A 26,530-nucleotide genomic window follows, 5' to 3' on the forward strand; every position below is an offset into this window, starting at 1 on the left:
GGGCGATTCGACCGATGCACGAGAAACACGAAAGAACCAATGAAAGGATCGCCCTGGACTGCAAATTGAACGGCTCGTTCGACCGTTCAGCGATGCAGCGTTGGCGCGTGCGCCGCAGGCCCCGGATCGGCTGTTTGGGTCCTCAAGCGCGCCGACTGAGGCGCGACCCGACCACGGCCGGAGCCTGGCGTGTGGACGAAGCCAACACGCGCTCGCAGGCGGCGGGGGTGGAATGGACCGAAGAAAACATCCGGAAACGGAGCCTGGGTGCTGACGTCAGCGTCTGGGCCTTGCGGCCCGTCTTCTGACGTCGTGAAACCTTGTTGTACTGCCCGCGCCGTCTGCCGACATCCTGGAATGCGACCGGCCGCGTGGGCATGGTTCTGACGATGTTGCTCTGCCGTCCGGCCTCGGTACCTGCCCGCTCGCTTTGGGAAGCGGGCCCGACATCGATGACCTGACGTTGCATCACCAAAAGTGATGAGCAGCCTACTCACAATCGCTGCTCACTGCCACGTTCTCGCCGACCCCGGACGCGCGCGTCCGAGTAAAATGAGAAAAATCAAATACTTAGAACGGAAACGTGGCAAGCAGCATTATAGGGGCTAAAGCCCGCAAGGCCGCCCCAGGGACTGCCCGCAGTGCCGCGAGGAAGGCTGCGTCTCCGAAACCGGGGTCAACACCCGGCCCCAGGCCGCTCCCCCAGCAGGGACTGAAGCCGAGATCTGAACCAGCATCGACACCGGCTTCGGTCAAGCCGGCGGCGCCGGTTGAACCAGCCGCGCCGGCCCAGGTGCGCCAGTTGACCGTCGACGAAGGCTCCGCAGGACAGCGGCTGGACAACTTCCTGATCCGTGAACTGAAGGGCGCGCCCAAGACGCTGGTCTACCGGATCATCCGGTCCGGCGAGGTGCGCATCAACAAGGGCCGCTGCAGCGCCGACTCGCGACTGGAGGTCGGCGATGTCGTGCGCGTGCCGCCGATCCGTCTGGCGGAGAAGTCCGACGACCAGGCCGCCGCCGTTCCCGCCCGCGAATTCCCCATCGTCTTCGAGGACGAGCACCTGATCGTCGTCGACAAGCCCGCCGGCGTGGCGGTGCATGGCGGTTCGGGCGTGAGCTTCGGCGTGATCGAGCAGCTGCGGCGCGCGCGTCCGCAGGCGAAGTTCCTGGAGCTGGTGCACCGGCTGGACAAGGAGACGTCCGGCCTGCTGATGATCGCCAAGAAGCGTAGCGCGCTGACGCACCTGCAGGACCAGTTGCGCGACCGCGAGACCGGCAAGACCTACGCGGCGCTGGTGAGCGGCGCGTGGGCGAAGGGCAAGAAGGTCGTCGACGTCCCGCTGCTGAAGTTCGTCGGCAGCGACGGCGAGCGCTGGGTGAGGGCGGTGCCCGACCCCAAGGACCCGCAGGCGGAACACGCCAAGCGGTCGATCAGCCTGGTGAAGGTGGTCGAAGCCTATTCAGGCGACAGTGGGGCCAAGGGCGGCAAGGCGGGCGACCCGGCGGGCTTCAGCCTCCTCGACGTCACCATCAAGACGGGTCGCACCCACCAGATCCGGGTCCATCTGGCCCACGAAGGGCACGCGATCGTCGGGGACCCGAAGTACGGCGACTTCGAGGCCAATCGCCTGATCGCGCGCGGGGCGCTGCGTTTCGACCGCATGTTCCTGCATGCGCGCTTGTTGCGCGTGGTGCACCCGGCCACCGGCGAGACCTTGACCCTGGAGGCGCCCTTGCCGCCGGAGTGCGAGAAACTCCTGGCCGCGCTGCGCCGCCCGGCGCCCTGACGACCCGCCCTGACGACCTTTTCCGGACCGCCATGCCTCAACGCTTCGACCTGATCGTGTTCGACTGGGACGGCACCCTGTTCGATTCCACCGCCCTGATCGTGCGCTGCATGCAGCACGCGGCCGAGGACCTCGGACTGGAGCCGCCGTCGCGCGATCGCGCCGCCTACGTCATCGGCATGGGCCTGATCGAGGCGCTGCAGTACGCGCTGCCGGGCCTGGACCCGTCGCGGTACCCGGAACTCGGCCAGCGCTACCGCCATCACTACTTCGCGTCGGCGCACGAGGTCACGCTGTTCGACGGCGTGCCGGACCTGCTGCGTGACCTGAAGGCGCGGCACCACTGGCTGGCGGTGGCGACCGGCAAGAGCCGGCGCGGCCTGGACGAGGCGCTGGCCGCCGTCGACATGAAGACGCTGTTCGACGGCACCCGCACCGCGGACGAGACCGCCGGCAAGCCCAACCCGCAGATGCTGCTGGAGCTGATGCGCGAGTTCGGCGCCGAGCCGGAGCGCACGCTGATGATCGGCGACACGACGCACGACCTGCAGCTGGCGCGCAATGCCGGCTGCCCGGCGGTGGCGGTCACCTACGGCGCGCACGAACACGAATCGCTGCGCGGCTTCGAGCCGCTGCTGGTCGCTCACGACGTGACTACGCTGCGCGAGTGGCTGCTGGCCAACGCGTGATGGTTTCCTGGATCCCCTGCCAATGACGTCCGAGCAAGACCTGCCCCCGGTGCCGCTGTGCGCCTCCTCCGAGCTGGAGGAACGCGGGCGTGCGCACACCTTCGACGTGCTGCAGTTCCGGCAGCCGGCCTCGGCCTTCGTGCTGCGCTTCGACGGCGAGGTCGTCGGTTATCTCAACCGTTGCGCGCATGTGCCGACCGAGATGGACTGGCAGGAAGGCGAGTTCCTGGACAGCAAGAAGGAATACATCATCTGCAGCATCCACGGCGCCGTGTACCACCCGCGGGACGGACGCTGCGTGACCGGCATGTGCGGCCGTTTCGGCCTGACCAAGCTCGACGTGCGCGAGCAGGACGGCCAGGTCTTCTGGTATCCCTCGCGCGACACGCGACCCGTTTTCGAGGATTGAATGAACCCCAACGACGACTCCGGCGCCGGCAGCGACCTGCCGCGCCCCATCCCCGACGCGACAGCGCGTCCGGAGGACATCCTGAAGGCCACGGCACCTGCCGCGCCGGCCCAGGCAGCTCCCGCCGCGCCCGCCGCAGCGGGCGTGCCCGGCCGCTACGAACACGTGATCGAGCAGTTCGCCCATGACTACCTGCGCGACCGCCGCAGCGACCGCCGCTGGAAGACCTTCTTCCGCCTGATCTGGATATCGGTGCTGCTGCTGTTCATCTGGTCGATGTTCTCGGCGAAGCACCACGGCGGCGCGACGACGGGGCCGCACACGGCGCTCGTCGAGGTGCGCGGCGAGATCGCGCCCGACACCGAGGCCAGCGCCGAGCTGATCAACGCCGCGCTGAAGGCCGCGTTCGAGGATCCGGGCTCGCAGGCGGTGGTGCTGCGCATCAACTCGCCGGGCGGCAGCCCGGTGCAGTCGGGCATCGTCAACGACGAGCTCAAGCGCCTGAAGGCGCTGCACAAGAAGAAGGTCTACGCGGTGGTCGAGGAGATCTGCGCGTCCGGCGCTTACTACATCGCCGCGGGCGCGGACGAGATCTACGTCGACAAGGCGTCGGTGGTGGGCTCGATCGGCGTGCTGATGGACGGCTTCGGCTTCACCGAGGTGATGAAGAAGGTCGGCGTCGAGCGCCGCCTGATGACGGCGGGCGAGAACAAGGGGATGCTGGATCCCTTCTCGCCGGTCACGCCGAAGCAGCAGGCCTATGCGCAGGCGATGCTGGACCAGATCCACCAGCAGTTCATCGCGGTCGTGCGCGAGGGCCGCGGCACGCGGCTGAAGGAGACGCCGGAGATGTTCTCGGGCCTGTTCTGGAACGGCGAGCAGGCGATCCAGCTCGGTCTGGCCGACGGCACCGGCAACCTGGACTACGTCGCGCGCGAGGTCGTGAAGGCCGAGGACGTCGTCGACTACACGCCGCGCGACAACGTCGCCGAACGCATCGCCAAGCGCTTCGGCGCGGCGATGGGCGAGGGCGCCGTGAAGGCGATGAGATCGACGATGTCGATCCGCTGAGCGTCGTTCCCCGCGACGGATCAGCGACGACAATCGACCGCTGATCCTTCCGCCCGACCCAGCCATCGCTCGGTAGGCCTGTTCCGTTTCCCGTTCTCCCCAGGACTGAACCCATGAACACTGCCTTCCGTGGCGCCGCGCTGGCGCTCCTTCCGATGCTGCTCGCGGCCTGCGCCTCGCCTCCCACTGAGGCGACGGACGCGACGGACAAGACAAGCACGACGCTGCCGTCCTCCAAGGTGGAACCCGAGTTCGTCCTGCTCGGCGAGCTGCACGACAACCCCGATCACCACCGCGCCCGCGCGGAGCAGCTGCGACGCCTGATCGCGCAGGAGCCGACAACGGTGGTCGTGTTCGAGCAGTTCTCGCGCAGCGAGGACGCGGCCGTGGCGCAGGCGCGCAAGACGGCGCCTGGCGATGTGAACGCGGTCATCGACGCGGCGAAGTTCGATCGCAAGGGCTGGCGCTGGCCGCTGCATCAGCCGCTGTTCGATGCCGCGTTGCAGTCGGGCGCGGAGGTTCGCGGCGGCAACATCGATCGGGACCAGGTCCGCAAGATCGTCCGCGAGGGCGACGCCGCCTGGCCCGCCGATCTGCTGGCGCTGCGCGATCGCACCGCGTGGAACGGCACGCAGCAGGACGTGCTCAGCAAGGACATCCAGGACGGCCATTGCGGCGCCATGCCCGAGGCGATGCTGCCCGGCATGGTCCAGGCGCAGCGCGCGCGAGACGCGGCGATGGCGCAGGCGATGCTCGACGCGAAGAAATCGGGCGCGAAGCGCGTCGTGCTGATCGCAGGGAACGGCCACGTGCGGCGCGATGTTGCGGTGCCCGTCTACTTGCAGGCGGCCGGCGTGCCGGCGTCGGACATCGACGCGATCGCTTATCTGGAACCGGGCAGTGCGGCGACCGCCGGCGGCTACGACCGCGTGGAGCGCGCGCCCGCGCCGTCGCGCGAGGATCCCTGCGCGCAGTTCAAGAAGTGACGCGCCGTTGAGACCGCCCACCTGCCAAGGTCCGGGCGTTGGCCGCCATGGCATGGGGCCGCAGCCGGCAAGCGGCTGAACCCCAAGCCATGCCGTCCCCCATCATTGTCGTCCTCTCACGGTTTTGCGACCGAGGACTGCGGAGCAGGGGATGGAGAGGGGCTGAGGGAAGCTGGCGCTATGCCAGCACGACCTCGACACCCCGGCGTCGCAGTTCGCCGACGATGCTTTCGTCCGCCTCCTTGTCCGTGATCAGCATGTCGATCTGCTCGACCGGCGCGATCACCGAGAGGTTGCGCTTCATCAGCTTGGACGCGTCCGCGACCGCGACGATCTGGCGCGCGATCTTCATCATCTGCGCGTTGAGCTGTGCCTCGAGCAGGTGCGGCGTCATCAGGCCGATCTCCGGGTCCAGGCTGTCGACGCCGAGGAACAGGCGGTCCGCGTAGAGGCTCTGCAGCGCCGTGACCGCCTGCGGACCGGACAGCGAGTACGAGTTCTGCCGCAGCAGGCCGCCCGGCATGATGACGTTGACGCCCGGCACCGTGGCCAGCAGCACCGCGATGTTCAGCGCGTTGGTGATCACGTTCAGCGACTGCAGCCGCAGGCCGCGGATCTGCTTGGCGATCTCCTCGGTCGTCGAGCCGGAATCCAGCAGGATGGTGTCGCCATCGCGGATCAGCTTCGCCGCCTCGACGGCGATGCGCACCTTCTGCTCGTGGTGCAGCTTCTGCTTGACGCTGATCGGCACCTCCTCGGTGTCGCGATGCGCCAGCGCGCCGCCGTGCGTGCGCAGCAGCGCACCGGTCGAGGCCAGCGCGTTGAGGTCGCTGCGGATGGTCACCACCGAGATGCCGAAGCGCTCCGCCAGTTCCTCCACCGTCACCTTGCCCTGCGCCTGCACCTGCTCGCGGATCAGCCGCCGGCGCTCGTCGATCAGCAGCGCAGCGTCAGGCTTTTCAGCGATGGTGGGGGTAGAGGTGGTCATGACGATCCGGAAGTCGAGAACTTTCGAATGATATCGAGGCGGACGCGTTCGGAAGGCCCCGAATCAGGTAGCGGGGCGTAGGCGAAAACCCGCCAGTCGCGCGGCGTACATCGCCGCACCGAGCTCCGGACCGAAGCGCGGCGCGATCAGCGTCGCGCCCGGCACGTCTCGGGCGAGCGCGCGGCGCAGTGCGTCGGTGACCGTGGCGCCGGCTTCGAAGACGCCGCCGGTGTACGAGACCAGCACTTGCGCGTCCGCCGGCAGCGCGAGCTGGCGGGCGATGGCGCCCGCGAGCGCCGCGAGTTCGTCGCCGGCCCGGCCGAGGAGGGCGGTCGCCTGTGCGTCGCCATCGGCGGCCGCCGCGGACACGAGCCGCGCGAACTGGGCGAGCCGGCTGCGCGCCGCGTCGCCGTTGATGGCCGCACAGAGGTCCAGGTCGTGCGCCAGCTTGAAATGCTCCCGCACGAGTCCGAGCAGCGGGCCCGGCGCGGCACGGCCGTCGGCCATGCGCGAGAACAGGGCGAGGCCTTCGCGCGCGAGCCAGTAGGCCGAGCCCTCGTCGCCGAAGACTTCGCCCCAGCCGCCGGAGCGCGCGCCGCGGCCCTGCCATTCGCCGTAGGCGATGGAGCCGGTGCCCGCGACCAGGCTGATGCCGTCGTCGCCGCCGAGCGAGCCGGCCCAGCTGCAGACCATGTCGTTGCCGATGACGGCACGCGGCAGGGCGCCGGCGAGCAGGCTGTCGAAGTCGGCGGACAACGCGCTGTCCTCGCCGTGGGCCGGCAGGCCCGCGAAGGCGGACGTGACCTGGGTCGGCGCCACGCCGGCCAGCTTCAGGGTCTCGGCGACGCCGTCGCGCAGCAGCGCGCGCAGCGCGCCGAAACCGATCTCCAGGTAGTAGCTGGTGGTCGTGGCGTGGCGGGCCAGCAGCCGGCCGTCGCCGTCCAGCAGCAGGAAGGAGGTCTTGGTGCCGCCGCCGTCGATGCCGAGGAAGATCGGGCGGTCGCCGCTGTCGCGGATGCTGTGGGTGCCGAGGGTCATGAGCAAGGTCGGTGGCTGCGGGTCAGGGTGCCGGAGCGGCCAGCGGATGGATGATGACGCCGCTGACGACGCGCGTCACGGTGCCCGAGGCACTGGGATTGTCCGGCGTGATGCCGAGCTTGAGCGAGGCCAGCAGCGCCAGGCACTGCGCGAAGACCAGCGCCACCGGCGCCAGCGCCAGGTCGGGCGCGTTGACCGGCAGGTCGAGCAGCACGTCGTCTTCGGCCAGCGCGTCCTCGGCGTTCAGCGCGGAGGTGCTGAGCGCGACGACCCGGCCGCGGCCCTGGCGGCGCAGTTCGCGCAGCAGGTCCAGGTCGTAGCGGCGGGTGTAGCTGTCGTTGGACAGCACGATGAGCACCAGCGTGCGGTCGTTCAGCACCGTCTTCGGACCATGGCGGAAGCCCAGCGGCGAATCGGCCAGCGCGACCAGGCGGCCGTCGCTCAGCTCCAGCACCTTCAGCGCGGCTTCCTTGGCCAGGCCTTGCAGGCCGTTGCTGCCGAGCACGACGACCCGCTCGAACGGCTGCGCGTTCAGTGCGTCCAGGCGCGCGGCCTCGGTGGCGAGCAGCTGGCGCGCGGCGTCGCCGAGCGCTTGCGGCGACGGCAGCGCCATGTCGAAGGCCCAGGCCGCGGCCAGCAGCATGCCGGTGAAGCTCGAGGTCATCGCGAAGGCGCGGTCATGCGTCTCGTCGGGCAGCAGCAGCACGTGGGCGCGCTCGCGGTCGCCCAGCCGGCGCGCCAGCGTGCCTTCCGCCGCGCAGGTCACCGCGAGGTGGTGGCAGTCGCGGACGGTCGCGTCGGCGAGCTCCACCGCCGCCAGGCTCTCCGGGCTGTTGCCCGAGCGGGCGAACGACACCAGCAGCGTCGGCACGCCCGGCTGCAGGCATTGCGCGGGGTTGGAGACGATGTCAGTGGTGGCGATCGCCTCGACGCGGATCCCGGGCTTGGCGCCCAGCTGCTGCAGCAGCGCCGGGGCCAGGCATTGCCCGATGAAGGCGGAGCTGCCCGCGCCCGTCAGCACGATGCGCAGGTCCGGCAGCGCGAGCAGCGGCTTCAGGAAGGCGTCGATCGCCGCGCGCTGCGATTGCACCAGCGCGTGCACCGTGCGCCAGACCTCGGGTTGCTGGGCGATCTCGCGCGCGGTGTGCGGCGCGCCGCGGCGGGCGAGTTCGGCGGTTTCGAAGTTGAGCAGGCTCATCGTGACAGGTCTTGTTTTATGGGAAAGGGCCGGCTGTCGAAGCGGTTCCGGGGATCACGCGTTCAGGCATCCGGACGTTCAGGCGTTCTGTGGTTCAAGCGGCGCAGGCCGCGAGGTAGGGCCGCAGCGACTGCGCGGCGCCGTCGCGGAGCAGTTCCGCGGGGCGGTTGCGCAGGCGGCCGTCGCGGATCGCGTCGTACTGGCGCGGCAGGAACTGGCTCAGCAGCGTCAGCGGCGGCGGCGAGTGCTCCAGCCGGTCCAGCAGCGCCGCGCAGGCGGTCTGCACCTTCGGATGCGCCCAGTAGTAGCGGATGCGGTCGCTCAGGCTGTAGGCCAGGTCGACCTGCACGCGTGCCGGGTCCTGGTAGTAGGGCGCCCAATGGCCGGGCTCCGCGCGCATCACGCCGAGCACCGTGTCGATGAGGTTGTCGTGGCCGGCCTGCGGGCCCAGCCATTCGCGCTCGACGGCGGCCAGCGCCCACAGCGTCTCGCGCAGCGCGAAGGTCGCGCCCGGGCCGACCTTCAGGATCGCGAAGTGGTCGCGCGCCAGTTGCGCCAGGCGGTCGGGAGTCTGGTAGTCGGTCGAGTGGGCCTCGAAGACGAGCCCCGGCTGCGATTCGATGAAGGCACTCAGCGCGCGCGCCTTCTCGGGCTGGTAGTCGATGACCTTGTGGTGGTCGAACTCGACGCCCGGCTGCACCACCATCGCGATCACGCGTTCCCAGGCGGCGTCGAGGCCGGCCTTCGCGAAGGCGTCGCGATGCAGCGACAGCGTCGCGCCGGCCGCTTCCGGCGAGGTCACGGCGAGGTCTTCCAGGTCCTCATGCGCGCCGCCCGGCACCGGCACCTCGGTGCCGATGACGTAGACCGGCGGCTCGCCGCGGTCGGGCGTGTCGCGCCAGGCGGCTTCGGCGGCCAGGCACAGGCGCACCGCGCGGGCGGCGATCTCGGCCTCGGACAGCGGCACCGGATCGTCCGCGCAGGACATCGAGCAGTCCAGGTGGATCTTGCGGAAGCCGGCCGCGACGTACTGCGCCACCATCACCTCCGCCTTGGCCATCGCCTGCGCGGCCGGCTGCTTGCGCCAGGCGTTGGGGCCGAGGTGGTCGCCGCCGAGGATCAGCAGGCCGGGATCGACGCCCTCGGCCTTGGCGATCGCCTCGACGAAGCGGCGGAAGTCGACCGGCGTCATGCCGGTGTAGCCGCCGTCCTGGTTGACCTGGTTGGAGGTCGCCTCGATCAGCGCGGGGCGGCCGAGCGCGCCGCACTCGCGCAGCGTCGCGGCGATGACGACGGGATGGGCCGAGCACATCGAGGGAATGCCGATGGCCGGAGCGCCGGCGCCGGGCGCCGACTGCTTGTGGCGCCGCACGAGATCGAGCATGAGCTTCAAGGGGAATCCTTCCTGTCGAATGAGGGTGGGGCGGGCGCGGGACCTTGGGGTCAGGCCTTGTTGGCGTCGCCTTCGGGTTGGAGGGCCAGCAGCAGCGCGGCGAGCAGCGCGAGCGCGACGCCGGCCAGCTTGAAACCGCCGGGGGTGGCGCCGCTCATCGCCATCGACGCGAGCGCCGTCAGCAGCGGGGCGCCGGCGTTGACCAGCGGCGAGACGACCAGCGCCTTGCCGTAGCGGAAGGCGTAGACCAGCGTGAGCGCGCCGATCGCGTTGAGCACCTGGATGCAGGCGGCCAGGCCCGGGCCGTCCCAGCCCCAGGGGATGGGCTTGGAGAAGTCCGTCATCCACAGCGCGGCCGGGATGCACAGCAGCGCACTGACCGTCATGTAGAAGAAGACGCTCTCCGCGCTGGCGGCGTTGTTGGCGGTCTTCAGGAAGTAGGCCTGCAGGCCCCACGCGGCCATCACGACGACGGCCAGCGCGAACCACAGTCCCAGCGCCTGGCTCTGCTGGCCGGGCTGGTAGTCGAACAGCGGCAGGGCGAAGAGCGCCAGCACGATGCCGGCGACGCCGAGCTTGCCGGTACGCTCGCGCAGCAGTCCGTAGGACAGCGCGATCGTGACCCCCGGCGACAGCGACACGATCGGGAAGATCAGGTAGGCGGGGCCGGACTCGACCGCGCGGAACAGCAGCATCTGCCCGCCCGCGCCCAGCAGTCCGACCGTCAGGCCCTGGATCACGGCGCGGCGGTCGCGTTGCAGCTTCCAGCCGGCACGGGCGAGCACGAACACGGCCGGCGGGATCATCGTCAGCGCCCACACGACGTAGACCAGCGTGTCCGGGAAGCCGCGTTCGGAAGACAAGCCCGTCAGCGCCCCCCACGCGCCCCAGAACAGGGTCGTGACGAGCGCGTAGGTCAGCCAATGTCGTTGCATGGGATCGCTTTCTTTCTTGGGGGAGCCTCGATCTCTGTCGAGAGCTTTCGAACGAAAGAATAGGGCAAGGAAACCGGAAACACAACGGAAGAAATGGCGACGAGCCCTTAACAGGCGTATTTCGCGGGAAAACCCGGACCCGTCAGGCACCATCGAGGCGCGTTCGTGAAAATATGTAGCTCGAATTCTTTCGATAGTCATCAATTCGAAAGAATAAACGTCGGTAAAAACGATATGCGAAATTATTCGAAAGACTGCTTAGACTTGCGGCAAGCCGGTCGAGGTCCAGGACTGGCAGCGGACAAGCCAACAAAAGGAACCTGAGATGCGAGCTCCCCTGTCCTCCCTCCTGATCGCCGGTTTTGCGCCGCGGCCCGTCGCCGCCGCTGCCGCGATCGCCGCGCTGACCGCCATGGGTGCGGCCCAGGCGCAGGTCCAGCCGCCGGCCGCCGCCGCGTCGGCGCCTGCCGAAGCCAAGGCCGACGCGAAGGCCAAGGACGCCGACCAGACGCTCGACCGCGTCGAGATCACCGGCACCCGCGCCAGCCTGCAGCGTTCGCTGAACCTCAAGCGCAGCGCGTCGGGCGTTCAGGACAGCATCAGCGCGACCGAGCTGGGCCGCTTCCCCGACGACAACGTGGCCGACTCGCTGAGCCACATCACCGGCGTGTCGATCTCGCGCACCGCCGGCGGCGAAGGCCAGAAGGTCAGCGTCCGCGGCCTGGGTCCCGAATACACGCTGACGACCTTCAACAACCGCATCCTGGCCACCGACGGCGAAGGCCGCGACTTCGCGTTCGACGTGCTGCCCTCGGACATCATCAGCGGCGCCGACGTCGTCAAGTCCGCGCAGGCCTCGGTGATGGAAGGCGCGATCGGCGGCCTGGTGAACCTGCGTTCGGCCAGCCCCTTCGACCAGCCCGGCCAGCACGGCATCCTGCGCGTCGAGGGCGACCGCAACACGATGTCCAAGCTCAACGGCGGCAAGCTCTCGGCCACCTACAGCAACACCTTCGGCAAGGAACTGGGCGTGCTGTTCGGCGTGGTCTACGCCGACCGCAAGGTCCGCACCGACACTGCCGGCAACGACGGCGGCTGGACGCGCAACCCGATCTCCGATCCGGCCGCGAACTGGACCGGCAACGCCTGGGGCGGCAACATCGACCCGAACGGCAACGGCGTGCTGGACAAGGACGAGGAAGGCCTGATCGGCCCGGGCCAGTTCCGCGTCGGCACCATCCAGGAACAGAAGAAGCGCACCGCGCTGTCCGGCAAGGTCGAGTGGCGTCCGAGCGACTCCCTCAAGGTCACCGTCGACGGCATCAAGACGCGGCTGAACTCGCCGCAGGTCGGTTACCAGCAGTCGTACTACACGTTGTTCGAGCCGGGCCGCTGGTCCAACATGCAGATCCAGAACGGCGTGGTCACCGGCTTCACGATGAACAACGCGGATCCGAGCAAGCAGCTCAATCCCGAGCTGCTGAACCTGACCACGCACCGCGTCGTCGACAGCGCCGTCTACGGCGTCAACGCCGAGTGGAAGGCCACCGAGACGCTGAAGTTCAACGGCGACGTCTACCAGTCGACGTCGAAGCGGCATTCGGGCGGGCAGGACACCTACACGGTGCTGCGCATGAACCAGCCCAACGTGACGACGGTGCAACTCACCGGCGGTCAGGTGCCCAACATCAGCACCACCTTCAACGACGGCCGGGACCTGGTCTCGGGCCTCGCGGCCGGGCAGTTCGGCGCCAGCGACTTCAACACCCACTTCCTGGGCCTGAGCGGCGACAACATCGACGACAAGATCCGCGGCCTGACGCTGAACGGCGCGTGGTCGGTGGACCGCTTCAACGTCGACCAGATCCAGTTCGGCGTGCAGGCCACGCGGCGCGACAAGAACCGCGACCTGGTCGACAACGCGATCAACAGCGGCCAGGACTACTACGCCGGCGACTACGCGATCAACGTCGGCCAGCTCGGCGGCAACGTGCTCAACCAGCACCTGAGCCCGCCGAACTTCATGAGCGGCGTCAGCGGCAACTTCCCGCGCAGCTTCCTGGGCTTCGACGTGCCCAGCTACCTCGCCGCGCTGCAGGCCTACAACGGCCAGCCGCGTCCCGGCGGCGGCACCTACGACTTCAGCAAGGCGCAGCCGGTCTGGAACCCGCTCCAGAGCTACCGCGTGCGCGAGAAGACGACCTCGTTCTTCGTCGAGGCGGACCTGTCCGGCGACCAGTGGAACGCCGATGTCGGCGTGCGTCTGGTCAAGACCAAGACGAGCGCGAAGGCCTGGGATGCCAAGATCGACGGCCTGGTCGAGAACGGCCCCTTCAACTACACGCCGCACTACGCCGCCCCGACCGAGGTCAGCCAGGACGCCGAGTACACCTACGGCCTGCCGTCGGCCAACTTCGTCTGGCACTTCACCGACAAGCTGCAGCTGCGCCTGGGCGCCGCGAAGACGATGGCGCGTCCGTCGGTCGAGCAGCTCGCGCCGACCAGCACGACGGGCAGCGTCTCCTGGGGCGACTTCACGCAGGTCTTCGGCGGCAACGCCGACCTGAAGCCCTACAGCGCCAAGCAGTACGACGCCTCGCTGGAGTGGTACTACGCGCGCAACTCGGCGCTGACCTTCGCGGTGTTCCAGAAGGACATCAAGAACCAGATCACCACCAGCTGGACCACCGGCGTCGACATCGGCGTGCCGGGCCACCTGTTCAACGTGATGCGGCCGATCAACGGCGACAAGGCCAAGGTCCGCGGCATGGAGATCGGCTTCCAGCACCTGTGGGACAACGGCTTCGGCGTGCGCGCGCAGTACACGCGCAACCGCTCCGACAGCTGGGTCGGCGGCGAGAAGCGTCCGCTGGAAGGCATCGCGCCGGCGACCTCGTCGCTGGGCCTGCTGTACGAGAAGGGCCCGTGGAGCCTCAGCGCCACGGCCGACCACACGGACGAGTTCGTCTCGGCGATCAACGTGATCGGCCCCGGTTTCAACGAGCGCGCCAAGGCCATCACCTGGCTGACCGCGCAGGCCGCGTACGACGTCAACAAGTGGCTGCGCGTCTCCATCGAGGGCCGCAACCTGACCGACGCCAAGCAGGAGTACACGCTGGGCGACGGGAACATCACCTTGCCGCAGGGCTACAACCGCTGGGGCCGTGCGTTCACGCTCGGCGCGAGCATCAAGTTCTGATGCCGCGCTGATCGAAGAAGAAAAACAGACGAGCAAGACAAGCACGCAGGACAGACAGGAGACGCCGGACTGGGCCATCCAGCCGGCGTCATCCGGTCGCCGTATTCGAATCGGGATGTTCTTGAGAGGACGTTGGGCGTTCCACAACAAGCAGGCCGCGTTGCCGGCCGCATCCCAGGAGAACTCATGAAACGATCGCTGATCCGTTCGATGGCCACCGGCCTCGCCACCGCCGCCGCCCTTGCGCTGGGCCTCACCGCCGCGACCGGCGCGCAAGCGCAGTCCTGGTGGAAGCCCGGCGTGAACACGACCTGGCAGTGGCAGCTGACGGGCACGCTCAACACCGGCTACAACGTGGCCGTGTACGACATCGACCTGTTCGACACGACCGCGCAGACCATCGCCGGGCTGAAGGCGCAGGGCCGCAAGGTCGTCTGCTACTTCTCCGCCGGCAGCTCGGAGAACTGGCGCGCCGACTTCGGCAGCTTCAACGCCGCCGACATGGGCAAGGCGCTGGACGGCTGGGCCGGCGAGAAGTGGCTGGACACCCGCTCGGCCAACGTGCGCGCGGTCATGCTCAGCCGCCTGGACCTGGCGGTGTCCAAGGGCTGTGACGGCGTCGAGCCGGACAACGTCGACGGCTACACCAACTCGACCGGTTTCCCGCTGACCTCGGCCACGCAGCTCGACTACAACAAGTACCTCGCCAACGCCGCCCACGGCCGCGGCCTGGCCATCGCGCTGAAGAACGACGTCGACCAGCTGGCGCAGCTGGAGCCGTATTTCGACATGGCCGTCAACGAGCAGTGCAACCAGTACGACGAGTGCGGCGGCTACTCGGTGTTCACGAGCAAGAACAAGCCCGTGTTCAACGCCGAATACGCGTCCAAGTACAAGAAGAACACCAACGGCGCGCGCGACAAGCTCTGCACGAAGATGACCGCCGCGAAGATCCGCACGCTGGTGCTGCCGCTGGACCTGGACGACGCCTACCGCTACAGCTGCAACTGACCTTCCTCTCCTGTCTTCAGTGGTTCCATTGCCGATGGTTCCACTGATTCCACTGTTGTTGATCCAATGACCCACATGACGAGAACTCCCGTCCGCGCCGCGCTGCCGGCCCTGCTGAGCGCCGCACTGACGGCCGTCGCGATGGCCGCCTCTTCTGGCGTCCTGGCGGCACCGAAGTCCAAGGACAACGACGGAGCCCGCTACACGATGGCGGACTTCGCGAAGGTCCCGAAGATCGATTCGCACGTGCATCTGCACAACGCCGATCCGGCGTTCATCGACGCCGCGCGCCAGCTCGGCTTCAAGGTGCTGACGATCAACGTCGACTACCCGGACTTCCCGCCGCTGGACGAGCAGCAGCAGGCGGCGATCGAGCTGCGCAAGGCGCGTCCGGCGGACGTGGCCTGGGCGGTGAGTTTCTCGTCGGACACCTCGGATCAACCAGGCTGGCTCGCCGCGACGAAACAGCGCGTCGATGCCGGCCTGCGCGCCGGCGCGGTCGGCGTGAAGGTGTGGAAGAACATCGGCATGAGCCTGCGCGACAAGCAGGGCCAGCTCGTCATGATCGACGACGCGCGCTTCACGCCGCTGTTCACGTATTTCGAGGACCAGGGCATCACGATGCTGGGCCACCAGGGCGAGCCGCACAACTGCTGGCTGCCGCTGGACAAGATGACGGTCATCAACGACCGCGAGTATTTCGCGCACCATCCGCAGTACCACATGGCGCTGCATCCGGAGATGCCGAGCTGGGAAGACCAGATGGCCGCGCGCGACCGCATGGTCGCGGCGCATCCGAAGCTGAAGTTCATCGGCATGCACATGGCTTCGCTGGAGCGCAACGTCGACGAGTTGGCCGCCTTCCTGGACCGCTTCCCGCTGGCCAAGGTCGACCTGGCCGCGCGCATCGGCCAGCTGCAGTACCAGAGCCAGCTGGACCGCGCCAAGGTGCGGGCCTTCATGATCAAGTATCAGGACCGTCTGATGTACGGCACCGACGTCTCGCAACCGCCGCAACAATCGGGGGCCGAGCTGCTGAAGGAAGTCGAGCCGGTGTGGCGCATGCACTGGCGCTACTTCAACACGGAGGAGACGTTCAAGGTGTCTGATCTCAAGAAGCCGGTGAAGGGCCTGGGCCTGCCGAAGGCGGTGGTCGACAAGCTGTACCACCTCAACGCCGAGAAGAGCTTTCCCACCGCCTGGAAGGCGGCGGCTCAATGACCGGGCGCCGCGCGTTCCTCCAGTGGCTGGGTGCCGCGCCGGTCGCGACGATCACCCCGACGCTGGCGTTGGCCGCGACGGCCGGTGGTGCAGCGTCGGCGCGGGCGGCTGACCTCGGACGCGGCCACGTGCGGCTGCAGGACGAGCGGCTGTCGCTGCAATTCGATGAGCGCATGCGCAGCCGGATCGTCCGGCTGGGCGGCGCGCGGCCGCTGGCGCTGACCGGCTTCGACGCGGGCGAGCAGCTCGTCATCGCGGAATTGAAGCCTGTGGCGGCCGGTGCCGCGGCACTCGGCGCGGAATCGGCCGGCGCACCGCCGCCGACGACGTCCCGGACACTCGAGCGCTTTGCGCTGACGGGCGCGGTCCCGAGCAGCGGCGCCACGCCGTTCGGCGCGGGCCAGCGCCTGACGCTGACCGGCAAGGCCGAAGGCGCGGCCGTCGAGAAGACGATGACGGTGACGCTGCTCGACGAGCATCCTGGCGTCGCGCTGATCGAGGTCGCCTTCATCAACCGCTCGGACAAGCCGCTGATGGTCCAGGGCTGGACCGTCGCGGCGCACCGCCTGCTGGCGGCGCCGCGGCATGCGGGCGGGTGGTGGACGTATTCGGGCTCGACGCACACGGACCGGCGCGACTGGATGCAGCCGGTCAAGCGCGGCTTCGAGCAGCGCAATTTCCTCGGCATGGATTCGTCCGACTACGGCGGCGGCACGCCGCTCGTGGACGTGTGGCGGCGCGACCTGGGGGTCGCGGTCGGCCACCTGGACAAGCTGCCGCGCCTGGTCTCGCTGCCGGTGAAGGCGGTGGGCGAGCAGGTCGACATCGCGCTGCGCGGTGACGAGCCGCGCACGCTCGCACCGGGCGAGACGCTGGCGTTGCCGCTGGCCTTCGTCGCGGTGCACGAGGGCGATTGCTTCGTCCCGCTGGACCGCTACCGCCGCTTGATGAACGCGCAGGGCCTGATCGCGCCGGAGCCGCCGCGCAGCGCGCACGATGCGGTCTGGTGCGCGTGGGGCTACGAGCGCGATTTCTCGCTGGAGCGCGTGCGCGCCACGCTGCCGAAGGCGCAGGAACTGGGCCTGAAGTGGGCGGTGCTCGACGACGGCTGGCAGCGCCAGACCGGCGACTGGTTCGACATCGATCTCAAGAAGTTCCCGCGCGGCGAGGAGGACATGAAGGCGCTGGTCGCCGACATCCATGCGCGAGGCATGAAGGCACGGCTGTGGATCGCGCCGCTGGCGGTGGCGCCGGGCAGCGACGAGCTGCACGGACACTCGGATCTGCTGCTGCTCGACCAGAACGGCGCGCCGCAGATGATCACGTGGTGGAACTGCCTCTACCTGTGCCCCGGCGCGAAGGGCACGCAGGAGCGCACGGCGGCGATGTTCCGCAAGATCATCAAGGACTGGGGCTTCGACGGCGTGAAGGTCGACGGCCAGCACCTGAACGGCGTGGCGCCGTGCTTCAACCCGAAGCACGAGCACAAGAAGCCCGAGGACTCGTACGAGCACATGGCGGACTTCTACCGCGTGATGTTCGAGGCCTGCCATGCGGTGAATCCGGAAGCCGTGGTCGAGGTCTGCCCCTGCGGCACGAGCTATGCGTTCCACAACATGCCGTGGATCGACCAGGCGCCGGCATCCGATCCGCTGTCGAGCTGGCAGGTGCGCCACAAGGGCAAGGCGCTGAAGGCGCAGATGGGGCGCTGGTCGGCGTACGCCGGCGACCACGTCGAGCTGTCGACCGGCGGGCAGGACTTCGCGTCGTCAGTCGGTGTCGGCGCGGTGGTGTCGACGAAGTTCACCTGGCCCGAGGATCCGAAGCCCAAGGACTCGTTCCTGCTGACGCCGGAGCGCGAGACGCACTGGCGCAAGTGGATCACGGCGCACAACGCGAAGGGGCTGTCCGACGGCGCCTATCGCGGCGAGCTCTACGACATCGCGTTCGACAAGCCGGAGACGCACGTCGTCGAGAAGAACGGGGTGATGCACTACGCTTTCTACGCGCCGACGTTCGACGGCACGGTGACGTTGCGCGGGCTCGGCCCGGGCGTCTGGAAGGTCCGCGATTACGTGAACGGCGTGGACCTCGGCGCGATCGACGCGGCGAAGCCGACGCTGAAGGTGAGCTTCAAGGACAACCTGCTGATCGAGGCGGTGCTGAGTTCCGCGATCGAGCGCCCGCTGGCGCGCGCCGCGCGGCTGCCGTCACGGCTGATCGGACGCGACGGCTTCGCGCTCGCCTCTGCGTGGGAAGAGGCGCCGGCGCTGTTCTTCGCGCACGACTGGCGCGGCCGTCCGTTGACCGGCACGCAGTCGACGCGCGTGCAGCTGCTGCATGCGGACGGCGCGCTGCACCTGCGCTTCAGCAGCCGCTACAACGCGCTGACGACCTATGAGCGCGAAGCCTCCGCGACGGATGTCTGGCCGCTGTGGGAGCGCGATGTCGTCGAGGTCTTCCTGCAGGCCCCGCAGGATGCGGGGACGGATCGCTACCGCGAAGTCGAAGTCTCGCCGAACGGGCTGGTCATGGACCTCGAGGTGCAGGGGAAGGGCCGGAAGCGCTTCGTCGGTGAGAGCAGGGCGCGCACGTCGGTGGACGACTACCACCGGATGTGGACGGCGGAGCTTGTCGTGCCGATGCCGCGCAACGCGCAGTCGCTCGACGGCTGGCGGATCAACCTGTTCCGCATCGAAGGGAACAAGGAGTCGCGGCAGTTCAGCGCCTGGAATCCCACCGGCAGCGAGAAGCCCAACTTCCATGTGCCCGACGCGTTCGGGCAACTGCGACTCGAAGCCTGACCCGCGCCCTCTCCCGCTTGCGGGAGAGGGCAGGGGTGAGGGCCAGCGGCGGTGGAAGTACGACAGTGCTCCTGCCTGCCCCGTGCGCGGAACGAGGCATGAGAACCGACGTCACCAGCCGGCGTTGCCGCTCCCTCGAATGAAGAAGCTGGCCGGCGCGTTGTCCTGTTTCAACCCCCGAGCGCCGGGTTGGTCACGGTGACGCCGTCGAAGTTGACCGCGCCGCGACCGCCGTTGTCGAGCACCTCGATGCCATAGCGCCCGGGGTTGGTGATCCGGATGTTCTTCAACCTCACGTTGCGGAACTTCGCGTTGTCGGCATCGCGCAGCAGGTCCGGATGGAACTTCTCGCCCGGCGAGACGAAGGCCGTGCCGAAGCCGCGGAACTCGATGCCGGAGTAGGTCGGATCGATGATGTCGACGTTCTCCACCAGGATGTCGTTCACGTCGCCCTCGCGCAGGTAGAACTTCAGCGCGCCGTGCTGCCACGGGTTGCCCGTGTTCTCGTTGAACATCGGCCCGCCCGCGCGGATCAGCGAGATGTTGCTGAAGGTCGTGGTCCCCGGTCCGAACGGATAGGGGCTGAACTCGTTGTCGATCAGGATGCCGGGGTAGGTCAGCACGTCCTCGCAGAGGCTGTCCTTGAACACGTTGCCCGCGCCGCCGTAGGCCGCGAAGCAGTTGGCGCGCCACGGCATCTGCACCGTGTTGTTGCGGAACACGTTGTTGACGCCCTGTCCCTGGTCCGGCGCGTTCTTCCCGGCGGGCGGGATGAAGCCGTCGCCCAGCTGGAAGGTCTTGTCCTTCACCCAGTCGGTCCACTTGATGGACCACACCACCAGCGCGTCGTCGCCGGTGTTGCGCACGTGGCAGTTCTCCACCAGCGAGTTGGACGTGCCGTTGTCGAGGTTGATCCCGTCCGCATAGGTGTTGCGGATGCGGCAGTTGCGGATCGTCAGGTTCTGCGTCGGCTGGGCCTGGTACGGGGGATCGTTGCCGACCCAGATCGCGCCGACCACGTGCTCGATCCAGACGTTCTCGATCAGGCTGTTGGCACCCATCGGGCCGGCGAAGGCCTTCTGCACGCCGTCGGTCTCCTCGGCGCGGGCCTTGGACTCGCCCAGGATCGAGAAGTCGCCGAACACGCATCGCGCGCTCGCGCCGTAGCAGAAGAACATCGACTTCGGACCGCGCAGGTTGGTGTGCCACATGCCGGCGCCGCGCACCTCGATGCCGGGGTTGTCCAGGCCGACGTTGCCGCCGTTGATCTTCTGCAGCAGGTAGTCGCCCGGCGGGAACCACAGCTTGCTGGTCGAGCGCATGGCGCGCAGCACGTCGTCCGCGTGGTCCTTGCCGTCGTTGGGCTGGATGCCGAAGGCCGTCACCGAGGTGAAGCCCGCCGGCATCGTCAGCGGCTTCGGCACCGGCTCGATGTCGACGAGGTCGATCACGTAGAAGGCGGCGGTGTCCTGCGCGTCGCGGCGCAGCATGACGGTCGCGCCGGCCGGGATGTCGTCCGGCAGCAGCGTGCGCACTTCATCGAAGAAGGTGTGCGGCTGGCCGGCCGGCTTGTCGACGATCGGATCGCCGATCAGGCCGCCCTGGTAGGACCAGCTGTAGCGCGAGGTCAGCGGCAGCGACTTCACGCGCACGCCGTTGACGTAGAGGCCCAGCGTGGCATCGATGCCGCCGCCGTTCGGCGCGTCGGGGATCGAGAAGCGCACCACCACGCCGTTGCCGGCCTGGGTGGTCTTGAAGGACACGTAGTCGCCCGTCCGGTTCAGGCGCACCGCCTTGCGGCCGATGGCCTCGGCCTCGATGTGGTTCGCGTCCCACTTCTGGCGGCTGGGGCCGAGGATCTGCGCGTTGGTCTGGCCGCCTTCGGCCTGGTACTCGACCCACGGCACGTTGGCGCCGCGGCCGGGGACCGGCGCCGGGGCCGGTGCGGGACCCGGGGCAGGGGCGGGCCCTGGCGCCGGAGCGGGCGGTGGCGCCGGGGGAGGCGGCGGCGGTGGTGGCGTGGGCGACGGTGCGGGAGCCGGCGGCGGTGTGGGAGAGGGCGCCGGTGCAGGTGGCGGCGTCGGTGACGGGGCCGGTGCGGGCGAAGGGGACGGTGTCGGTGCCGGGCCTTGCGCGTCCGTGGCCAGCAGCTGGAAGCGCTGGTTGTCGTTGTTGCCGCAGTCCCATTGCTGGAGGCGGCCGCCGACGGCGACGCTGAACTCCTTCACGTCCAGGCACTTGCCAGAGTGCTTGGCGGCGATGTTGAAGGCATCGCCCTTGGCCGTGACGGCGAAGCGCTGGTTCGCGCCGCCGACGTAGCCCCACTGATGGATCAGCGCGCCGTTCGCCGTGGAGATCTCGCTGACATCGAGCGCCTTGCCGCTGTTGACGTTGAGGAAGGCGTAGCTGCCGTCGGCCGCGGCGCGGACTTCGAAGCGCTGGCTCGCTGCGCTGTTGCAGGCGGCCTGAAGCGTCAACGTGCCGTCGGCGGTTCCCGAACCCTCGATGTCCACACACAGGCCGGACTGGACGCCGCGCACGCTGTACTGGCCCACCGGCACCGGACCGCGCGGCGCCGTCTCACGCGGATACAAGAAGAACTGGTGCACCGCCTCCGCGGTCAGGCAGCTGGCCTGCTGGATCTGCACGCCGTTGGCGGCGGACCGGCCGGGCAGGGTGAGGCACTTGCCGCTGGACACGTTGACGACGCGGACCCGGTTGCCGTTGGCGCGCCACAGGCGGAAGCGCTGCGCGTCGCCGTCGTTGCTGCTGGCCTGCTGGATCGCCGCGCCGTCGGCGCGCGAGGCCCCGGCCAGTTCCAGCACCTTCGAGGTCCCGGCGTTGACCAGCTTGTAGAAGCCGTTCCCCTGGACGCTCAGGTCGAAGGCCTGGTTCAGGCCGTCACCGCAGGCGTTCTGCTGGACGCGCCCGCCGTCCGCCGCACTGGGCACGGCCTCGACGCACTTGCCGGTCAGCGCGTTCATCAGCACGTAGCGGCCCGCGGCCACCACCGGGGACGGATCGGCGGCCAGCGCCTGGGCGCTCGCGCGATCGGAGGCTGCCGTGCCCGTCGTGCCCGCGGGGGAGGCCGTCGAGTCCGGGGAGTCGGCACCGCCGCAGGCGCTCAACAACAGGCTGATGGCCAGCGCGATCGTGGTCGGCGCGGCCTGGAGCTTTCCGAAGTCCGGGCGGGAAGAAGGGGGCATGCGCGTCTCTCGTTGTGAGTCGACGGCCATTCTTCCCGCGCCTTGAAAGCGGTTCCAACGGGTAGACGCAAGAGCTGCAATCAGCCGTAAGCGCCGAGGGACAACTACCTCTCCCGGGTGTGCGCAGGCGCACCCAGCCAGGGACCGCGTCCCCTGCGGGAAGGCATCAGGTCAGGCGTCAGGCGCCGGCGGCCGCCTTCTTGGCGAGGTCGCCGGCCTTCTTCATCGGCACCGGATCCGGCAGGTCCTTGGCCTGCAGCATGCGGGCCTGGACGACGAGCTGGTTGTGCGCGTCGAGGAACGCCGCGGCGATGACCTTGCCTTCATTGCTGTTGGCCCAGCCCGCGCCCGCGGCGCCGCCGAGCTTGCCCAGCACCAGGCCGCCCATGCCGAGGTCGGTGACGCGCACCGAGCCCGTCGCGGCGGCGACCTGTTCGGTCGTCTCGTTGTCGGTCAGCAGCAGCGCGACCTGCGCTTCCTTGAGCTTGATGTGCTCGGCCGCGCCGACGAACTTGTTGAGCACCGGGATCATGCCGAGGATGCCGCCGACCTGGCGGCCGGCGTCCTGCTCGCTGAAGGTCAGGCTGGGGATCAGCGTGTACTGGGCCTCGTAGCCCTTGCCCTTCTGCACGGTGCTGCCTTCCTTGCGCAGGATGCCGGAGTCCTTCAGCTCCTGCTCCCGGATCGTGGCCTTCAGGCCCGAGTTGCGATCGACGACGCGGAAGCAGCCGCTCTGCTGCGCGAGCAGGCGCACCAGCGGCAGCGGCGAATTCGGCAGGCCGTTGGGCGCGCTGATCGTGTAGCCGTTGGGGTTCTCCATCAGCGAGAGCGTGGCGACCGGCGCGTCGCACTTCATCAGTTCGCGGTTGGCCTTGTTCGCCCCGGCGGGGCCCGCGGAACCGGTGATCTCCGAGCTGCCGTCGCCCAGCGTCGCGCCCTGCTTGCCGCAGCCGGCGAGCATCGCCACGGCGAGGCCCACGGCGAGCACGCCGCCCACGCGGGACAGGGACGGGCCGAAGGAGACGGAGGAACGCGCGAATGCCATGGGGATCTCCTGAGCGCAACAGCGGCGACAGCCAAAAAAGGGGGCAGGAACGGGCCGGACCTTATCCCAAATGCGGGCGGCGCCAGCCCCCACCGATGGGTGGCTGCGTCGCTGAATGTCGCGTCGTGACCGCGCGGCTTACGGGTGGTTACTCCACTCCTTACTCCACTCCTGTGGCGGCGTCAGTCCACGTCGACATTCAGGATGTGATCCCGATGGATCTCCGGCAGCATCTCCAGCACCAGTGCCTTGCCGAGGATGTCGGCCTCCGCGATCACGCGGGCGAGCAGGTCCACGGTGACCTGCTGCAGCGCCAATGTCGAGAGCGGCCGATAGCTCAGATGCCAGGGCTCCGGGAACATGCCGCCGTTGAAGCGGCGGTACGGCCGGACGAACCCGTAGGTGCCGATGTGCGCGTCGAGCCACCGGTGGAGCTCGAAGAACACGCCGCCCGGCGCCACCTCCTCGGGGAGCAGCTTGGGCACGTAGTCCACGGGCACCGCGGCGCCATCGAAGACATCGATCTCCGTGCCCCACTGATGTCGGCTCGCGCCCGGCAGTGCCGACCAGTTCAGGATGTGGCGAACGATCTCCGGCGGCGTCAGCCGGCTGAAGTCGCGCGGCCGGCCCTGTTCGTCGTAGAGCGGCTTGCTGCCGCTGAACTTGCCGTTCCAGATCCGCAGCTGCGTCCGGAAGTCCCGGAAGCTGCTGTAGGGCACGAGGTCGATGCCGTCGCGGCGCGCGGCCTCGCGCAGTGCGAGAAACGCGGCCACCGCTTCCGGCTGGGCGGCGAAGCGGGGCGCGTCGTGCTGGACCACATGAGTCCTGGCGCGGCCTGTGAGTTCAAGTTCGTTCAACATCTGCATCGCTCGTCGTCGAGGTCGTCACGGGGTCACCGTGGAACGTCGATTGGAACCGACTTCCAGCCCCGCCCGACCGATTGCTCACGTGGCCCTCACGCCGGCGACCCCATGCCCAGGGCGATCCGGGGAAACGACGAGTCGTGGCGGACCGACCCGCCGCCGGACTTGATCCAGAATCCGCCCCTTCGGTCCTCACGACCGCCCAGGATTTCCCAGGCTCCCTTCATGAACGACAAGTCCCCGAGCCGCGCCGTCGCGTGGCTGGTGTGCGCCCTGATCGCCGCGTCGCTGTACGGCAACTACTACGTCTACGATTCCATCGGCCCGGTCGCCGATGCGCTGCAGAGCCAGCGCGGCTTCAGCGACCAGCAGATCGGCCTGCTCAACGCGATCTACAGCCTGCCCAACGTCGTGCTGATCCTCGTCGGCGGCGTGCTCGTCGACCGCTTCGGCGCCGCGCGCATGACCGTGTGGACCGCCGCGATCTGCCTGCTCGGCGCGATGCTGACCGCGCTCAGCCCCAACTTCGCCGGCATGGCCGCGGGCCGGCTGCTGTTCGGCATCGGCGCCGAGACCTTCGGCATCGCCACGCTGGCCGCGTTGGCCCAGTACTTCGTCGGCGGCAACGTCGCGCTGTCGATGGGTCTGGCGCTGTCCATCGGCCGCCTGGGATCGTTCTCCTCGGACATGTCGCCGACCTGGTTCCCCGCGGCCTATGCACAGGGCTGGCAACCCCCGCTGATGATCGCCGCCGCGATGGCCGCCGCCTCGTTCGCCGCAGGGCTGGCCTACTGGGCGATGGACCGCCGCATCGCCGGCTCCGCCAAGGGCGAGATCGAGAAGCAGGCGCAGCCCTTCGTGTGGCGCGACCTGCTGCACTTCGGCAAGGCCTACTGGTACCTGCTGACACTGTGCGTGCTCTGGTACTCGGTGATCCTCGCGTTCCGCAGCACCTTCTCGATCAAGTACTTCCAGCACGCGCACGGCCTGGACCTGGCCGCGGCGGGCGCGATGAACAGCTACGTGTTCCTCGCCGCCGTCTTCGCGACGCCGGCCTTCGGCTGGCTGTGCGACCGCTTCGGCCGCTACGCGCCGTTCCTGGCCTTCGGCGCGGTGCTGCTGCCCGTCGCGATGGCCACGATGGCGCTGACCTCGGCCAGCCTGTGGATCTCGACCGCGCTGATCGGCGTGAGCTTCTCGCTGGTGCCCGCGGTGATGTGGCCGCTGGCCAGCAAGCTGGTGTCGCCGTCGCGCTTCGGCACGGCCCTCGGCCTGATGTGGGTCGCGCAGAACGCCGGCATCGCCGGTGCCAACCTCGTGGCCGGCTGGCTCAACGACCGCGCCGGCGCGAGCGCGCAGAACCCGGCGGGGTACGAGTCGATGATGCTGTTCTTCGGCCTGGCCAGCGTCGGCGGCGCGGTCTTCGCGGTGCTGCTGTGGCTCACCGCCGGCCGGCGCCATCAGGAGAAGGCGGCGCCGGCCGCCTGACGCCGCCGCGGTCGTCGGCGCTCAGGGCGCCAGCACGTACAGCGACGACATCGTCGCCAGCTGCTCCGCGGTCATCGCCGCGTAGTGCGGCTGCAGCGGCAGCGACTTCGCGAGCTGCCGCGTCGGCTCGTGGACCTCGGCCTCTTCGAGCGTCACCCGATAGCCGGCCTTGGCGAACAGGTCCGGGTACTCGTGGTGGCGCAGGCGGTTCTCGCCTTCGCGCGTCAGCTGGTTGACCCACGCGTGCTTGCGCTCGGGCCAGGTCAGGAAGTTGATCTTGCTGATCGCCTTGTCCGAATGCTCCAGGTGGTCCGAATGGTCCACCAGATGCACCATGCGGCCGCGCGCCGAGAGCTTCGGGCGCAAGGCCTTGAACAGGCCGAGCAGCACGTCCGGCGGGATGTGCTCGAGCACCGTGCGCGAGGTCACCAGGTCGATCGAGCCGTCCGGGAGGGCGCTCACGTCGAACGGCGCGAGGTAGGTCAGCGGCAGGTCGGCGCGGGACTGGATCGCGCGCAGCCGTGCATCGTCGGGATAGGACTGGCGCAGGAAGTCCAGCGTCGCGGCGAAGCTGACGTCGTCCAGGTGGACGTTGAGGTCGGACATGTAGACGCGCTTGGCGCCCTGCAGGCATTGCAGGATGGGAATGGTCGGGAACCAGCCGGTGCCGATCTCCAGCACCGTGGCGCCTTCGATCGTGCCGCCGGTGCGTTCCAGCCCCTGGCGCATCTGCGCCCAGCAGTCCAGGGTGCTGCGGAGGTTGCCCAGGTCGGGCTGATAGCCGAAGAGCTTGCGCTTCGCGCGGCGCAGTCCGTGGCCGAACGGCAGCCGGGCCAGGACGGCCTGCCGGCCCACTTTCAATCGCCAATCCATCTTGTGTTCCTTGTCCCTTGCCGCAACCGGCCCGCCCTTCGATTGGGTGCGGATTCTCTCCGGTTTGTGTCCCTCGGAAACAGGACTCCCCGGGAATGCGTGGGCTTCCTTCGGTCTTAACGATTTCCTCACGAAATGCCCTTGCCATGGGGCTTTCAGGCGTTCTGTACACCGTCCTGCTTCGCCGTGTGTCAAGTCCTCTGATTGGTGATACCGCAACCAACGTGCAGGGTTGTCGCGAATGTGTTGCACCCCACAAAAGAGGGGACGACTAATTTTTTCCATTCTGTAAATTGCGCGCCCATAACAAGCGGGGTCGATGTG

20 protein-coding genes are annotated in these 26,530 nt (G+C 68.8%); 11 read left to right on the forward strand and 9 right to left on the reverse strand.

What is annotated here, in order from left to right:
- Positions 1-14: 14 nt before the first annotated feature.
- The 6 genes from ACQ859_RS07800 (at position 15) to ACQ859_RS07825 (ending at position 4,944) form a co-directional block, all read left to right on the forward strand.
- Positions 15-308: a hypothetical protein gene (locus ACQ859_RS07800; protein WP_431265301.1), complete on the forward strand. Its 294-nt coding sequence runs from the start codon at positions 15-17 to the stop codon at positions 306-308.
- A gap of 485 nt (positions 309-793) precedes the next feature.
- The gene (locus ACQ859_RS07805) at positions 794-1,789 is read left to right on the forward strand and encodes an RluA family pseudouridine synthase (protein ID WP_431265302.1); all 996 of its coding nucleotides are present in this window, start codon (positions 794-796) and stop codon (positions 1,787-1,789) included.
- A 32-nt stretch (positions 1,790-1,821) separates the two neighbouring features.
- A complete protein-coding gene (locus ACQ859_RS07810; protein WP_431265303.1) occupies positions 1,822-2,478 on the forward strand; it encodes an HAD family hydrolase in 657 nt (218 codons plus the stop codon).
- A gap of 22 nt (positions 2,479-2,500) precedes the next feature.
- Positions 2,501-2,887, forward strand: a complete 387-nt coding sequence (locus tag ACQ859_RS07815; protein ID WP_431265304.1) for a Rieske (2Fe-2S) protein — start codon at positions 2,501-2,503, stop codon at positions 2,885-2,887.
- Positions 2,888-3,958, forward strand: a complete 1,071-nt coding sequence (locus ACQ859_RS07820; protein WP_431265305.1) for a S49 family peptidase — start codon at positions 2,888-2,890, stop codon at positions 3,956-3,958.
- 113 nt (positions 3,959-4,071) lie between these two features.
- Entirely contained in the window at positions 4,072-4,944 is an 873-nt protein-coding gene (locus ACQ859_RS07825; protein WP_431265306.1) for a ChaN family lipoprotein, read from the forward strand.
- Positions 4,945-5,122: 178 nt separating this feature from the next.
- On the opposite strand, the gene ACQ859_RS07830 is transcribed toward ACQ859_RS07825, so the two are convergent.
- The 5 genes from ACQ859_RS07830 to ACQ859_RS07850 form a co-directional block, all read right to left on the reverse strand.
- Positions 5,123-5,932 carry a DeoR/GlpR family DNA-binding transcription regulator gene (locus ACQ859_RS07830; RefSeq protein WP_431265307.1) on the reverse strand — a complete coding sequence of 270 codons (810 nt, stop codon included), beginning with the start codon at positions 5,930-5,932 and terminating at the stop codon, positions 5,123-5,125.
- 63 nt (positions 5,933-5,995) lie between these two features.
- Complete coding sequence (locus tag ACQ859_RS07835) at positions 5,996-6,970, reverse strand: N-acetylglucosamine kinase (RefSeq protein WP_431265308.1); 975 nt, start codon at positions 6,968-6,970, stop codon at positions 5,996-5,998.
- Between the two features lie 22 nt (positions 6,971-6,992).
- On the reverse strand, positions 6,993-8,168 hold the full coding sequence (locus ACQ859_RS07840) for an SIS domain-containing protein (protein ID WP_431265309.1): 1,176 nt from the start codon (positions 8,166-8,168) through the stop codon (positions 6,993-6,995).
- Positions 8,169-8,262: 94 nt separating this feature from the next.
- Positions 8,263-9,552, reverse strand: coding sequence for a D-tagatose-bisphosphate aldolase, class II, non-catalytic subunit (locus tag ACQ859_RS07845; RefSeq protein WP_431266490.1), 1,290 nt, complete (start codon positions 9,550-9,552; stop codon positions 8,263-8,265).
- A 59-nt stretch (positions 9,553-9,611) separates the two neighbouring features.
- Entirely contained in the window at positions 9,612-10,496 is an 885-nt protein-coding gene (locus ACQ859_RS07850) for an EamA family transporter (RefSeq protein WP_431265310.1), read from the reverse strand.
- A gap of 325 nt (positions 10,497-10,821) precedes the next feature.
- Between ACQ859_RS07850 and ACQ859_RS07855 the strand changes: the two genes are divergently transcribed.
- The 4 genes from ACQ859_RS07855 (at position 10,822) to ACQ859_RS07870 (ending at position 18,731) form a co-directional block, all read left to right on the forward strand.
- Complete coding sequence (locus ACQ859_RS07855) at positions 10,822-13,695, forward strand: TonB-dependent receptor (RefSeq protein ID WP_431259038.1); 2,874 nt, start codon at positions 10,822-10,824, stop codon at positions 13,693-13,695.
- 186 nt (positions 13,696-13,881) lie between these two features.
- Positions 13,882-14,706, forward strand: a complete 825-nt coding sequence (locus ACQ859_RS07860) for an endo alpha-1,4 polygalactosaminidase (RefSeq protein WP_431265311.1) — start codon at positions 13,882-13,884, stop codon at positions 14,704-14,706.
- Between the two features lie 75 nt (positions 14,707-14,781).
- A complete protein-coding gene (locus tag ACQ859_RS07865) occupies positions 14,782-15,927 on the forward strand; it encodes an amidohydrolase family protein (protein WP_431265312.1) in 1,146 nt (381 codons plus the stop codon).
- Positions 15,924-18,731: an alpha-galactosidase gene (locus ACQ859_RS07870; protein ID WP_431265313.1), complete on the forward strand. Its 2,808-nt coding sequence runs from the start codon at positions 15,924-15,926 to the stop codon at positions 18,729-18,731. Before ACQ859_RS07865 ends, ACQ859_RS07870 begins: the two co-directional genes overlap by 4 nt.
- Before the next feature lie 170 nt (positions 18,732-18,901).
- Here the strand turns inward: ACQ859_RS07870 and ACQ859_RS07875 are convergent, their stop codons facing one another.
- The 3 genes from ACQ859_RS07875 to ACQ859_RS07885 form a co-directional block, all read right to left on the reverse strand.
- Entirely contained in the window at positions 18,902-21,937 is a 3,036-nt protein-coding gene (locus ACQ859_RS07875; RefSeq protein ID WP_431265314.1) for an RICIN domain-containing protein, read from the reverse strand.
- 178 nt (positions 21,938-22,115) lie between these two features.
- Positions 22,116-22,982 carry a CsgG/HfaB family protein gene (locus ACQ859_RS07880; protein WP_431259033.1) on the reverse strand — a complete coding sequence of 289 codons (867 nt, stop codon included), beginning with the start codon at positions 22,980-22,982 and terminating at the stop codon, positions 22,116-22,118.
- Positions 22,983-23,164: 182 nt separating this feature from the next.
- Entirely contained in the window at positions 23,165-23,842 is a 678-nt protein-coding gene (locus ACQ859_RS07885; protein WP_431265315.1) for a M15 family metallopeptidase, read from the reverse strand.
- Between the two features lie 228 nt (positions 23,843-24,070).
- Between ACQ859_RS07885 and ACQ859_RS07890 the strand changes: the two genes are divergently transcribed.
- Positions 24,071-25,333, forward strand: a complete 1,263-nt coding sequence (locus ACQ859_RS07890; protein ID WP_431265316.1) for an MFS transporter — start codon at positions 24,071-24,073, stop codon at positions 25,331-25,333.
- Positions 25,334-25,354: 21 nt separating this feature from the next.
- On the opposite strand, the gene ACQ859_RS07895 is transcribed toward ACQ859_RS07890, so the two are convergent.
- Positions 25,355-26,206: a class I SAM-dependent methyltransferase gene (locus ACQ859_RS07895; protein WP_431265317.1), complete on the reverse strand. Its 852-nt coding sequence runs from the start codon at positions 26,204-26,206 to the stop codon at positions 25,355-25,357.
- Between the last annotated feature and the right edge of the window lie 324 nt (positions 26,207-26,530).

It is taken from the genome of Roseateles chitinivorans (genome assembly GCF_050632235.1).
GTDB classification, from domain to species: domain Bacteria; phylum Pseudomonadota; class Gammaproteobacteria; order Burkholderiales; family Burkholderiaceae_C; genus Roseateles; species Roseateles chitinivorans_A.

What these genes read in the sequence shown, in the direction of transcription:
- ACQ859_RS07820 (WP_431265305.1), top strand. Translation starts at nt 2,888, where the DNA reads ATGAACCCCAACGACGACTCCGGCGCCGGCAGCGACCTGCCGCGCCCC.
- ACQ859_RS07815 (WP_431265304.1), top strand. Translation starts at nt 2,501, where the DNA reads ATGACGTCCGAGCAAGACCTGCCCCCGGTGCCGCTGTGCGCCTCCTCC.
- ACQ859_RS07800 (WP_431265301.1), top strand. Translation starts at nt 15, where the DNA reads ATGCACGAGAAACACGAAAGAACCAATGAAAGGATCGCCCTGGACTGC.
- ACQ859_RS07840 (WP_431265309.1), bottom strand. Translation starts at nt 8,168, where the DNA reads ATGAGCCTGCTCAACTTCGAAACCGCCGAACTCGCCCGCCGCGGCGCG.
- ACQ859_RS07830 (WP_431265307.1), bottom strand. Translation starts at nt 5,932, where the DNA reads ATGACCACCTCTACCCCCACCATCGCTGAAAAGCCTGACGCTGCGCTG.
- ACQ859_RS07845 (WP_431266490.1), bottom strand. Translation starts at nt 9,552, where the DNA reads ATGCTCGATCTCGTGCGGCGCCACAAGCAGTCGGCGCCCGGCGCCGGC.
- ACQ859_RS07835 (WP_431265308.1), bottom strand. Translation starts at nt 6,970, where the DNA reads ATGACCCTCGGCACCCACAGCATCCGCGACAGCGGCGACCGCCCGATC.
- ACQ859_RS07810 (WP_431265303.1), top strand. Translation starts at nt 1,822, where the DNA reads ATGCCTCAACGCTTCGACCTGATCGTGTTCGACTGGGACGGCACCCTG.
- ACQ859_RS07875 (WP_431265314.1), bottom strand. Translation starts at nt 21,937, where the DNA reads ATGCCCCCTTCTTCCCGCCCGGACTTCGGAAAGCTCCAGGCCGCGCCG.
- ACQ859_RS07855 (WP_431259038.1), top strand. Translation starts at nt 10,822, where the DNA reads ATGCGAGCTCCCCTGTCCTCCCTCCTGATCGCCGGTTTTGCGCCGCGG.
- ACQ859_RS07865 (WP_431265312.1), top strand. Translation starts at nt 14,782, where the DNA reads ATGACGAGAACTCCCGTCCGCGCCGCGCTGCCGGCCCTGCTGAGCGCC.
- ACQ859_RS07870 (WP_431265313.1), top strand. Translation starts at nt 15,924, where the DNA reads ATGACCGGGCGCCGCGCGTTCCTCCAGTGGCTGGGTGCCGCGCCGGTC.
- ACQ859_RS07850 (WP_431265310.1), bottom strand. Translation starts at nt 10,496, where the DNA reads ATGCAACGACATTGGCTGACCTACGCGCTCGTCACGACCCTGTTCTGG.
- ACQ859_RS07860 (WP_431265311.1), top strand. Translation starts at nt 13,882, where the DNA reads ATGAAACGATCGCTGATCCGTTCGATGGCCACCGGCCTCGCCACCGCC.
- ACQ859_RS07895 (WP_431265317.1), bottom strand. Translation starts at nt 26,206, where the DNA reads ATGGATTGGCGATTGAAAGTGGGCCGGCAGGCCGTCCTGGCCCGGCTG.
- ACQ859_RS07880 (WP_431259033.1), bottom strand. Translation starts at nt 22,982, where the DNA reads ATGGCATTCGCGCGTTCCTCCGTCTCCTTCGGCCCGTCCCTGTCCCGC.
- ACQ859_RS07890 (WP_431265316.1), top strand. Translation starts at nt 24,071, where the DNA reads ATGAACGACAAGTCCCCGAGCCGCGCCGTCGCGTGGCTGGTGTGCGCC.
- ACQ859_RS07885 (WP_431265315.1), bottom strand. Translation starts at nt 23,842, where the DNA reads ATGTTGAACGAACTTGAACTCACAGGCCGCGCCAGGACTCATGTGGTC.
- ACQ859_RS07825 (WP_431265306.1), top strand. Translation starts at nt 4,072, where the DNA reads ATGAACACTGCCTTCCGTGGCGCCGCGCTGGCGCTCCTTCCGATGCTG.